Annotated in this window: 6 protein-coding genes and 1 pseudogene; 1 reads left to right on the forward strand and 6 read right to left on the reverse strand. The window is 58.0% G+C overall.

The annotated features are described in order from the left end of the window. Position 1: 1 nt before the first annotated feature. A complete protein-coding gene (locus Pan181_RS16350; RefSeq protein WP_145248217.1) occupies positions 2 to 718 on the reverse strand; it encodes a hypothetical protein in 717 nt (238 codons plus the stop codon). Between the two features lie 331 nt (positions 719 to 1049). Beyond that, entirely contained in the window at positions 1050 to 2213 is a 1164-nt protein-coding gene (locus Pan181_RS16355) for an AraC family transcriptional regulator (RefSeq protein WP_145248219.1), read from the reverse strand. A gap of 305 nt (positions 2214 to 2518) precedes the next feature. Here Pan181_RS16355 and Pan181_RS16360 point away from each other — a divergent pair, with 305 nt between their 5' ends. Continuing rightward, positions 2519 to 7552, forward strand: a complete 5034-nt coding sequence (locus Pan181_RS16360; RefSeq protein WP_197528419.1) for a beta strand repeat-containing protein — start codon at positions 2519 to 2521, stop codon at positions 7550 to 7552. Between the two features lie 1634 nt (positions 7553 to 9186). Here Pan181_RS16360 and Pan181_RS16365 read toward each other — a convergent pair. The 4 genes and pseudogenes from Pan181_RS16365 to Pan181_RS16380 form a co-directional block, all read right to left on the reverse strand. Continuing rightward, positions 9187 to 9348: pseudogene (locus Pan181_RS16365) on the reverse strand (IS256 family transposase); the annotation flags it as partial. Positions 9349 to 9472: 124 nt separating this feature from the next. Next, on the reverse strand, positions 9473 to 10267 hold the full coding sequence (locus tag Pan181_RS16370) for a PEP-CTERM sorting domain-containing protein (protein WP_145248223.1): 795 nt from the start codon (positions 10265 to 10267) through the stop codon (positions 9473 to 9475). 385 nt (positions 10268 to 10652) lie between these two features. Continuing rightward, entirely contained in the window at positions 10653 to 11834 is a 1182-nt protein-coding gene (locus tag Pan181_RS16375) for an AraC family transcriptional regulator (protein ID WP_145248225.1), read from the reverse strand. Positions 11835 to 11906: 72 nt separating this feature from the next. Beyond that, positions 11907 to 12806 (reverse strand): carbon-nitrogen hydrolase family protein, encoded by a 900-nt coding sequence (locus Pan181_RS16380; RefSeq protein ID WP_231943617.1) that lies wholly within the window; start codon positions 12804 to 12806, stop codon positions 11907 to 11909. Positions 12807 to 12916: the final 110 nt, after the last annotated feature.

Below are 12916 nucleotides of genomic sequence, written 5' to 3' on the forward strand. Positions count from 1 at the left end.
GTTACTTGCGCCGCCAGGCGAGCACCGCGATGCCGCCGAGTACGCACATCAGCACACTGGCTGGCTCGGGCACGATGCTCACGTTGTCGAGCATCGGCCACGCTTCGGTGGTACCGGGGATATAGCCATTGAAACGCAGGAACAACTCTTGCGTTCCAGCGCCCGCCAGGCTGAGGGTAGTCCTTTCGGTCACGACCAATCCGTCGACACCGGTGGAACTCAGGGTGTACGAAGCCGAGTCGAGCATGGTTACCCCGGTGGCTCCGCGGACGTCGCTGCCATCGCCGGGGGTAAAGCCGGTCGAACCATCGTAGGCATAAATACCAACGGTCATACCGAGTTCGCGACCACCGGGGTCGTCGTTCGGCGCGCCCCAGTCGAATTGGATATCGACACTGGCTGCTCCGTCGGCAGTGCCGAAGCTCTGATACAGATAGGAGCCATCGTTCACGTCGTTCGTCGGCGTGCCAAAGTCGTCGGACTCAAATGACGAGAACATGGCGACGTTAGTGCCATTGGGAGAGATCCAGTCGGCATTAGTCTGCCAGGCCCCTTCCCAGAAGTTGCCGGTGTTGTAGTCGGACCAGTCGGTGACGTTCTCCAGGTTTTCGCCGCCGCCGGTTTCGAAGTCACCATTAGTCACCACGAGCGCGGCCGACCCCACCGACGCAGCGGCCAAGACCGCCACACAAGAGAATGCGAAGACCAGTTTTTTCATTAGAGCTCTCCGTTGTTAACCAGGATGCAACAAGACTCCGCCCACAATCGGCGGTGTACTACACAAAAGACAAGAAACTGAAGAGACCACTCCACCTTCCCCCATAGCAAAGGTTGGTGAGCGAGCCTCGAACACTAAGAACCAAGCGAAGCAATAAGGAGTTGAAACGAAAAGAATCCGTTGAACCGCCATGGTTCCAACGCTCTCAGCTTAACGAGAAAGCTGGCAACGCGTGAAAGCCGTTTTGGGAAAATCCATAGCCATTTTTGGAAACGTGTCGCCAAGCGACCGGCCGCCACCGAGTAGCGGGGGATCGCGATGTTGCTCTGAATTAGGTGAGCTGGCGCCGATAAGCGCCCGGCGTTTGGCCCATTTCGCGTTGGAAAAACCGCACCAGATGCGCATCGTCGGCGTAGCCCAACTTCCAGGCAATTTGACTGATGGAGAGACTGGTGCTCTCCAGCAAACCAGCGACGTACTTCGCCCGCTCGCGATTGATTTCCTTGCGAATCGAGTGCCCCATTTTTGCCTTAAATCGGTTGTGGAGCGTACGTTGCGACAACATGGTCGCTTTCACGACATCCGAAACTTGGATGATCTGCGACACGTGTTCGCGGATAAATTTCACCGCTTTCACCACTTCGATATCCTCTATCGCCAGACGGTCGGTGGATCGGCGCACTACCACCTGCAAAGCGGCAGCATTCACGGTGTTCGATTCAGGAGTGCGCCCACGTAGCAGGCACTCCAGTAGCTCGGCCGTTTCGTAGCCCGCCTTCTCGGTAGCAAACGGAATACTGGTAAGTGGTGGGCTATTCAGCTCACAGATTAACTCGTCGTTATCGGTGCCAATCAACGAGATTTCGTCGGGAATCGTGATGCCAGTTGAAAGGCACAGCTCCGAAAGCGCACGTGCCAGGTCGTCGTTGCCAACGAACACTCCGATCGGCTTGGGCAACTCGCGTAACCAGTGAATCATCCCGCGGTGCAACTGCGCCCGTTTCGAATCATCTGACCCCAGCGGCACGAGTCGTTGATGCACCGGATGCCCTTGGGCAACCAGGTAATCGCGATACGCTTCCAACCGTTGCTGCGACCATCGCACATCGGAGTAGCCCACGAAAGCGAAGTGGGTGAGCCCCTGCCCTACCAGATGCTCGGCGGCAATCTCGCCGACCGCAGCATTATCGCACGTAATGTAAAAACGATCGGGATTTACAGGGCGAATCGGAATCACAATGGTCGGAATGCCAGAACGCACTAAGTGGTTCGACATCTCCGATTCATGCATGATTACTGCATCAGGGCGGTGCTTCAGCAGCGCCTGCAACGACGTATCGGCCAAGCCCGAAAAGCGTTGATAGTACGTGGCCGCAGGTCGCAAGAACTGCCATGAGCGATGCAAGTTCGCGTACCTTGCCAATCCACGCAACAGCCCCGCATCCCACCCCCGCGCACCATCTAGCAACAATGCTACTCGAGGTAACGAACGCAAGATCGCGTCTCCCGAAAAGGTACCGCCAGAAATCCTCCCACTTCCAAAAATGATAACTTTTTTTCTTAATATGGCATACAACCAAAACTGAATTTACATGAGAATATTTTGCGTTAACGAGACCAGCTTGTTCTTTTACCATGCTCTCTTCTTCACCAGTCGAGAGTCACTTGTCCATTTACTTATTGATCGCGGGTCACTTCCCGCTACGGCGGACTCCTAAGGCAGCCACCACTGGGTTGCTGTCGCTTGTCGTATACCTGCTCCGCAGCAGTCGGCTTGGTTTAACTCGAGAGGTATCTTCCATGCGTACTCGCGCAACAACGATTCGAGTGCTTCCGAACTTCACTTGGTTATCTTTGGCTACCCTAGCGATGGCCTGTTTGCTGATACCGAACTCATCGGACGCACAGCTATCGATCACCAACGGCGACTTTGAAGCCGATGCCGCGCAAACGGCCAACGTTTCTCAGTGGTACGACACCGTGACCACGAACACCGCGAACTGGTGGGAGTCGACCTGGGCGGGTCCGAACGTTTCGCCCAACGGCACCTCGGTGCTTGGGCTGAGCTGGTTGAACGCCACCCCAAACTGGGCGTACCAGAGCATCGGCACGAATCTCTCCGGGGCGAGCACGCTTGATTTTCAATTCGACCTCGGATCGTTCACCGATGCGGGCGGGGATCGCGAAGTCGGCGTGACCATCGGCATCTACAAGTCGAATGGCACTTTTGTACCAGCCGACAACACCGATATCGATGGCGCTTCGGGCGTTACCTTGGTCGACAGCTTTACCTACCAGTCGGTATTGGCCGCTGGCGGCATCGAGACCGGCATCCAAAACACCTTTAGCCTCGCGGGGGTTGCAGCCTCGGACGAGCTTTTCCTGCGACTCATCAACGTCGCCGGCGGTACGGGGGATCCCTGGACCGCGGTCGACAACTTGCAGCTACTGCAGCCGAATACCTGGAATGTCGACGCCGATGGAATCTATAGCGTTGGTGCCAACTGGTACAGCAACAACGCTCCTGGAACGAACGAGCATGTAACGTTCGGCAATATTATCACCGCCAATCGCACGGTAACGCTCGACGCGAATACCACGGTCAGCAGCATGAGCTTCTCCAACGCTGGCGATGGCGACTATTACCTTACTCCGCAAGCTTCCCAGACACTCACCATCACTTCCGGTAGCGTGAGCGCTTCAGGGCGTCACTGGATACAGGCCGAGATCGCTGGCTCCGCGGGCCTCACTAAGACCGGCTCGGGCGAGCTGATTCTCGATGCGGCCAACTCGTACACAGGCAACACCACTATCAGCGGCGGTACGCTATCGGTGCTGAACAACAACGCGCTACCGACGGGTGGCAACGTTTCGATCGCCAGCGGGGCAACGCTCCTGTTGTCGGGTGGCGATGTCTTCTTTGGCGACAATGGCATGCAGAGCACCGGCTTCGACAGCACCCTCTCCGGCGTGCTCTCCGGGGGTGGCAATCTACTGCTCGGCGGTGGTGCGAATGTCACCCTCACCGGAGCCAACACCTTTACCGGTGGCGTGATCGTAATCGAGGCAAGCTCGCTCCAACTGGCGAGTTCCAGTCAATTGCAGTTTGCCATCAACAACAACGGCGCGGCCGCTGGCATCGGCCAGGGAGCAGGCGCTGGTAGCGGTGGCACGGTTGATCTCGACGGCACTTTCCGGCTCAACACCAGCAGTGTGACCGATCTCGCCGGACAATGGGCGCTCGTCGACGTCGCCAATCTCACCGAGACCTTCAACACCAACTTCAACGTGCAAGACACCGTCGCTGGCTCCTTTACCGAGGCGTCGGGCATTTGGACCAACGGCGACTGGGCGTTCAATGAATCCACCGGTTTGCTTTCGAAAGGCAGCTTGTGGGTGGTCGACGCCGATGGCACTTACAGCACGGGAAGCAACTGGAATAACGGAGCTGCTCCTGGAGCCGACGCGAACGTGATGTTCGGCAACGTGATCTCCGCCAACCGCACGGTAACCATCGACAACGGTGGTAACTCCGTCTCGATGAACTCGCTTACCTTCGACAACGAAGGAGGAGCAGGAGACTACTACCTTGCTGCGGATTCCACCGAGAGCATCGTCTTCTCCGGTACGACTGGCACCGACGGTGCAGCGGTGATCAACACCCCGCGGGGTCGCCATTGGATTCAAGCCGGCATCAGCGATTCGGCTGGCCAAGGCATCGAAAAGCTAGGACCAGGCGAGCTAATTCTCGACAAGGCCAACACCTTTACGGGTGATCTCCGCGTGGCCGACGGCCGCTTGTCGGTTACCGAACCAAATGCCATTCCCAGCGGTGCAAATGTCGCACTGGTTGCCACCTCGTCGAACATCCTGTTCGGCGGCGACCAAGGCTTCTTTGTGAATGCTGGCTCGGTCGGCGGTGGTTATGTCGGTGGCACCATCGATGGAATCATCTCAGGCGAAGGTCAGGTCTACGTCGACCTGGGAGCCGATGTCACGTTCGCGGCGGCGAACACTTACACCGGTCCTACGAACTTCACGAACGCAGGATCCACGCTGCGACTCACCAACACTTCCGCATTGCAAGCCAGTTCTGGCATCGCAGTAGGTGCCACCACTGGCAACACGTTGTCGTTGGCTTCGAACTCAGCCATCACCACTATGCCGCAGCTCGGCACCAACACCGGCTTCAACTTTACCATTGAAGCCTCGCGTGCAACTTCTGGCAGTGCGGTGAATCACACGATGGGCAACGCTCAGCTGGCCGGCGGCACCCTGAACTTCACCAAGGGAGCAAACGTCGCCAGCGGCACTCCCACGCTCACGATGCCGACCATCGAGCTCACTTCCGGCACCGCTGGTGCGGTGACCGTGCTTAATCCCACAGATGTGAACGTGGCCGTCGGCACCGCCCAGACGGTGACCAACGACGTCGCCCATACACTGGAACTTAGCGGCACGTCCACCGGCAACACCATTGGGCTGGTGAGCAACGGTTTGACGCAACCACTCTCGGTGGTGAAGTCGGGCACCGGCACCTGGACGATGGACAATTCCGTCGACCCGGCTAGCCTTTATACCGGCTCGACTACCGTTAGCGGAGGAACCTTGAAACTGCTGTCGGATGGCTCCAGCAATGGTGAATTGGTTAGCTCCACGATCCAAGTAAGAAGCGAGGCAACGCTCGACGTCACCTCGTGGCAGGACGACATCAACGGCACCGATGGCACCCACAACTACAACCTCGGCGTCGGCCAGGCACTCTCGGGCGGCGGCACCATCAATGCTGGTTCCGGCACTCTGGGCATTTATGACGATAACGTGATTACCCCGGGCGATGGCATCGGTACCCTCAGCGTCACCGGTGGTGTACGAGCCGAATATTTCGACGGCGGTGGATCGCTCAACTTCCAGCTCGGCAGCGCTACCACGGTAGGTGCCGGGGTGAACGACCTGCTCGATATTTCGGGTAACTTCACGATCGACACCAACGGGTCGACCAACGCCCTGGCGGTGAACCTTTCGGCGGTGAACAATCGCCTGGCAAATGGCAGTGCAGGCACTTACACATTGGTTGACGCAGGCACCGTGAGTCTGCAAAACGGCGCCAGCAGTGCGAGCTTCGCCGCCTCGGTGGTCGATCGCAAAGGCAACGAGGTCATCACTCGCCAATCGGCCGCAATCTCCGTTGGTTCCAGTGCGGTCAACTTGAATGTGACTGGCAGCGCTGTGAGTTCGACCTGGACCGGCGCCTCGGGTATTCGTAATTGGGATAAAGGCCTGACCGGCAACAACAACTGGTCGGGTAGCGACAACAAGTTCTACGACTTCGACAACGTTACTTTCGGCGCAACCGGACAAGGCGAGGTCAACGTGACCGGCACTGTCTCGCCTGACACGATGACCGTCAGCGGTGGAGCCACCTACAACTTTGTGGGTAGCAACATCAGCGCAGGCACAATCTCGATCACCGGCGCACACACCAACGTATCGTTCGAGAACACCGTCGGCGGCAACGTTACCGTGCAGTCGAGCGGCACCCTCACCGGGGCTGGCTTGTTGCAAGATTCGGTAACGGTTCGCACCAGTGGCGTCGTTCAGGTCGGCGATGATGGCATCGGAACTTCGGCCGGTACCCTCTCCATCACGAATGGCAACTTCGAAAACGGCGGTGGTGCCAACATCGAAGACGTCACCGGATGGTTCGACTTGAATAACGGGAACTTCTGGGAAGGCACCTGGCAAAGCAACGCCCAGACCACCAATGGCACGAACACAGCCATCTTCTCGTCGTTCGAAGCCGACGACTTCGGCAACCCCACTCCCGACCCGAACGACGGTGGCTACCTGTACCAACCGATCGGCACCGCTGGTGGACTCACTTCGCTCGACGTGAAGTTCGATTGGGGAGCCCCCACCGACGACCCCGGCGGACGCAACCTCGGCATGACCGTTGGCGTCTACGCGTACAACGGTACCGGCACGTTCGTACCCGGCGACAATGCCGACGTACGTGGGGCCGATGGAGTCACCTTGCTCGACTCGGCTTCGTACCAAATTGCCTCCAGCACCGCTGGCGGTCAGGAACTCACCGATGTGCTCGCCTCGCTCGACCTGACCGGCGCTGGCAACCAACAATTGTTCCTGCGGTTCAACAACTACTTGCCTGGATCGACCGATGGTTGGCCCACGCTCGATAACGTCGGCCTGGTATTCCTGGGTGGTCCCCAAGTAATGACCATCGAAGGCGACCTGTCGATCGAAGCCGATGGTATCGTCGAGTTCGACATCGCAGGCCCAGGCATCGGCGACCAGATCAGCGTCGGTGGCGACTTGACCATGGCCGACGGGGCAGTGCTCAAGGTCAACCTGAGCGGCGGCGTCCTGCCCACTTCGCTCGAAGCAGGCGACTCGTGGGATCTGTTCGACTTTGCGAGTGCCTCCGGCACGTTTGACATTGCCGACTTCATCCTTCCCACGGGACTCGACAGCAACCTGACCTGGGATACGTCGAACCTGCTGATCGATGGATCGCTCTCGGTGATCTCGGCCGCCTTGAGTGGCGACTTCAACAACGATGGCATCGTGAATCTCGCCGACTACACCATCTGGCGCGACAATCTGGGTGCCGACGAATCGGTGCTGCCACCGGGAACCGGCGATGGTTCGAGCATCGTCGACGCTGGCGACTACTCGCTGTGGAAGCTGAACTTCGGCAACACGGCGCCGGGTGCTTCGGCACAGCCGACCACCGTGCCGGAACCAAGCACCATGGTGCTGGTCATCGGATTGACCATCGGCGGACTGGCAATCGCTCGTCGCCGCCGATCGTAGCCGGATAGTTACAACTGAATTGGGCAGCTTGAAGGGGGCCGGTGTCGCACGGGATGGCGACACCGCTCCCTTCAACATTTGCTGCCCATCGGGCGACGGAAGAACGATAGACAAGCCAGCCTGATTGCCGATGTCGGCGTCACGACAGTAGGTAGAACGCAAGTCAGCGTTTGGCAGCCTTTCTGATCTTTCCTTCCCTGCTACTCCCTGATCCGCCCATTTCCGCAAGTCCCCGCAGGGAGCCAATCTCCCCACTCCAAGCGGGATAGTTTCCCAACACTCACGAATAGATTCCCAATTTTCCCATCGATGGGAAAATTGAATTAGCGCCCACTCTATGAAACCAGTGGTTTTCGCGCCCGAATAGATTCCCATTCCCAATAACGCATCGAGTGGGAATCTATTTTCGCGCTGGGAATCAATCGCAAGTCGTTTGTTAGCCATGAGTTGCATCAACACCTCCGCGATAGTCGCCCAAAATAGATTCCCACCCATGGGAAACTATTTTGGGAGGAGACACGATTGGGGATTTTGGATTGCGGAATGTCATCTTGAAGGAGCTTCCAGCGACTGAAAGATCTCAGCCCGCCACTTCACACGCATTACCAACGCGCAAGTTGTAGGATGCGGTCCAGGAGCGACAGCGACGCAGCCCCATCACCTGCATTACCAATTCGCGCAGCAGCGAACGCCCACGCAAACAACCCTTCGCAGCGTGTCGATTCTGTAATTCATTGGAACTCAAAAACTGCTAAACCATTTCACTCTCCAACAACGGACTACTGACTATAAACAACGGACCAAATGCACTGTTCATTAGAACACTATCAGTGGCCAATTCCCAGCGAAATCTGGTGAGAATCCAAGCACCAAATTCACCCTCCGCTGGCGGAGGGTCGGGCTATCAGGCCCGGGGAGGTGGGAAGCGGAGAACGCGCCTTACTGTTTCAAATTCGGCATTTGGCTAGCACCGACAGCTGGGCGCACCACGCATTGCCACTCCGCAAAACACACCACGCCCAGTTGTCGGTGGGCGAAGCCCAAGAGGCTACCCCATCCATGACGATCCGTGTTCATCCGTGGCTGGCATCGTTACCCAGCGTAGGTTTTTGGCTCGTGGAACTCGCCGAAAACCAACACTGGGCTGATAGACGATTCCCTTTCAGGGAAGAAAGTAGCACGACTCTCCGAGTCGTTGGAATTTGGCATAGCTTTGCCTGAGGGAACGTTTGTCGATTGGCGAATCTCTCCCCAGGGCTTACGACACGGAGTGTCGTGCCACATAGGGACGAGTTGACACCACGCACTGTAGCCCAGGCCCTTGTGGCCTGATTCGGGGGCCGACTTTGAATCGATGCCGTCGATTGCTGTGCGGTCCTACGGCTTCGCCACGCAACCATTTAGCCCACTGCTGGTAACTGGGTGATGTGGCGGATCATCATCAAGCCGTTGCTACTGCCATCCGATCGCGAAAGGCAGTCCGCGACAAGCCAGCGCTGGCACCCAAAACATGTGTGGCTAACAGGTCGTGTCCGTCACAACTACGCACAATTATTTTAAGGCATTGCCCTGCCGGTAGGTCCGCTCCCAACACTGTAGCAGCGTAATTGCGGAAGAGTTGGGGCGGTCGCGGCCTACGAGGTCGATCCGCTGGTCTCTTGCAGTCGGTCCATGTCGAGGTACTTCCGCGTGCTCCACTTAGTGCCGGCCATGCGTCTGAGCCTGGCGGCCACCAGCATCAAGGCACTGTTGCCGTCCGGGAACGCACCCACCACGCGAGTTCGCCGACGGATCTCGATAACGTCCTGACCAGACATACGTCGCGGAATCGTTCGTCGTCGCAGAGCAAACATAAAACAAGCCCAGGCGTCGCAAGTTCGACGCCTGGGCTGCTTTGCAATCCCCCGCAATGCGGTGTACTTATGCCTTACGCTGACGACCCCCAGCCGAAACCAATAGCGCCGTAGCAACAGCAAGCATCGCCAGGCTGGCGGGCTCCGGCACGGGAGACAACCCCACATCCTCTGCTGCGGTGGCGATCACCAGGTTATCGGCCTGGTTGGTGGTAGTGCCATCCGATCGGAAGTAGAGGAATCCCCACTCGGTATCGATCGGGCTGTCGGCGAGCGGTACCGTGATCGAATCGTTGGGCGATCCCAACCAGGTATTGTCGTCGAACCACAAACGGTAAGTAATGCTACCGGCCACGGTGGTATCGATCTCGGTAATGAGCGTGTGCAGCTGATCGTCGAAGTCGACGCCGGAGTGCAGGATATGGTCAGGCACGCCGCCCACGGAGGTGGCCACTCCGTAATCGCCTAGACCATTCGGTCCACTTCCCCATGGGTTGCCGATAAACACGGCCTCCGCGTTGTCGGGTTCGTAGATGGTCGCCCCGCCCCACCAGGTACCGAGCGGCAGCGGATCGGGATTACCCGCGACACTTGTTTGCGTGTAGTCGAACGCCACAAACACCTTGCCGAGGGCAAACGGATCGATCGGGCTCGCAAAGTGCCGCCCGATGTCGCCAAAGGTAATCACTCCATCCGCAATGGTGCCACTGCCGGACCACTCGCTGTCGGCAACCCAGCCAACACCGCTTCCGGGGGATGGATCGGAAAAGTCGTCGGACACCAAGACTTCCGCCTGAACCGACGGCGTGAGAGCCATCCATCCAGCGAATAGCAAGGTGGTACTAAGTACGGTTCGAATCATTAGTCGCTACCTCCAAAGTTGCAAGAACTCAATAAAAGAAGACACCTCGGGTGACGTAGATCGTCGAGATACAGCACGCAGTTATCAGATTCCCCCGTTGGTTGCTCGTGGAATCGCTCGCAGACAAGTAAGAGCGATCCGCACCATGGTCGCAAGACAATACCCCTGCAATTGCCTTCGACCAGGTTGCGGAGACGTCGTCGGTTTCGATGCCCTCTTCGCTCCGTAGAGCCGGGGAACGAAACCACTCCACTCTTTCAACTCTAGTTGCGTACCGTGAACGACTCAATGCAACGCAGCGCATTAGGCTTATCTTTTTTCGCATCTAGATGCTTCGCGATGCACTTCAGCGCACCAGGAGCGATTCACGACACGCAACTCTCAATTACACATTCACCGAACGCCCACTCCGCAGCTCGCTAGGGGTGATGCCATAGTACTTGCGGAAGATGCGTGAGAGATAAGGTCCACTGGATAGGCCACACGTTTCGGCAATCGTAGCAATGCTGAGCGAGGTGGAGACAATCAGTTGGCGAGCCTTCTCGAGTCGCATCCGACGAATCTCTTCGGCCGGCGTTCGGCCGAGTTTATCGCGAAACTTCTGTTCGAGCGTGCGTCGCGAAACACGAGCCACTTTCACCAGGTCGCGTACTTCGACCCTGTCGGGCGGGCTTTCCCAAATCACTCGCACGCAGCTGGCCACGGCCGGGTCGGAGATGTGGCGACTTTCAGTCGAGCGTCGCATGCAAACCCGTAGCGGTTTGACTCGCTGCACGGGTTGCTGCACATCGCGATCCGCCAGCCGCTGGTCGAGCATGCGACTCGCTTCATGACCGATGCGATGACTTGCCAGCTCGATGCTCGTAATCGGCGGCGATGCCGACTCGCACAACAAGTCGTCTTCGTCGCCCGAGAGAATGGCGACCTCTTCCGGAATCTCGTAGCCTCGCCAGGCGCAGATCTCCACTAACTGCCGGGCGGGGTAGGGATCGGCTGCAAACACGCCAACCGGTTTTGGCAGGCTATCAATCCACTCCCCTACGTTCTGGCGATCGTCGAGCCAGGTGCTTTGCCGATACCACTTGGTGTTCGTGTAGCAACTGCACTGGAACCCTGCCTTACGTACCTCGCTGACGAACGCCTGCTCTCGCTCGATGTTATACCGCCCGATAGCTGGAGCATAGCTGGCAAAGTGCTGAATCCGGCGACTCCTCAGGTGGTCGACCGCCATGGTGGCGCGCACCTCGTCGTCGGTCGCGACATGCCCCGCCCAACCTTCGTCGAGGTACATACCAGAAACATTGATCGTCGGCACCTCGGCACTCTTCACATGCGCGACCATCGACTTGTCGCGCATCGAAACGATCGCACCATCGGGTTGCCATTGCGGAGGGATGCGCAAGCGACCTTGCGTATCGCGAGGGGCAATGAGCAATTGCCAGTTCTTGGCGTGAGAGTACTCGGAGACCGCCTGCACGATCCGCCGCCCCCACATGTCGTCGATATCTACCAATACGGCCACCAATCGACCTGGCGACGGCTCCGGCGGGTGCTCACTCTCACTCATCCTGGGTGCCTCATAGTTCCGTTGATCGCCAGCGTCGTGTTGCACAGGTGTCGTTGCCAGTAGTCGCGTAGACTAGGGATCCACTTTCCGCATCAACTCAAAAGTAATCACTTGCGACTGGCGGTCGGCCAACACCAACAGCGAGCGTCCTTCGGCATCGCAGCTGATGCTCTGACCACCATAGGTGTACCCTCGCCAAGGTCCATGGGCGATCTCGCCGACCGAGTTCACTCCGACCACTGGAGCCCCGATGGTTTTCGCCGCGTGCGATACGGTGCTCGCCAGCGCCCGACCATGTTGAGGCCAGTCAGCAGGCGGCGCTGCCCACCCGTAGGGAACCAGCACCAGATCAGGTTTTATTTTCTGCATGCGCTGCAAGCAGTCCGCGTCGAACGTATCGGCGCAAATCAACAGCCCGATCTTGCCAAATGGAGTGTCGACCACCTCCACCCGCTCACCGGCGGTGTAAGGAGGAGTCATCATCTCCTTCAGCACGTTCACCTTCCGATGCTTCAACAGCAACTTGCCATCGCGATCGATCAACACTACCGAATCATAAAGCTTGGCACCCGACTTCTCCGCCAGCCCCAAACAGAGCATTAATTCATACTGCTGGGCTAACGCCTGCAAACGACTGACGTCGTGCTCCAGCTCGGTGCCCGGTATCGGATGCGCGAGCTGGTGCGAGTTGGGATTCACCCATCCCAGTAGGCATGTTTCGGGAAAACAAGCCATGTCGGCCGATTCTCGCTGGGCTTGTTTCAGACAGGCTTCTAACCGCTCGAAGTTACCCTCGCGGTCGTCGTCGACGCACGACAACTGACACATCGCCACGCGCAACGCGGCCGGATGCTCAGACTGCTGGGTGGTCGCTGATTCGACCGATGGCTCCTCTTCTGCTTGAGCACGCTGAGCACTTCCCATGGATGCAAAGGTAAACAACAGCACGAATACGACACCTCGCCTAGCCATCGGTTCCAACCTTGCGAACGAGAATAGCGATCACTGCTTGAATAACACAGCGCGCAGTAGTCAATCATGGTCTCCCAGGGGAAACCAACTCTCACGATTCCCAGCATAGA

The organism is Aeoliella mucimassa (assembly GCF_007748035.1).
GTDB lineage: Bacteria > Planctomycetota > Planctomycetia > Pirellulales > Lacipirellulaceae > Aeoliella > Aeoliella mucimassa.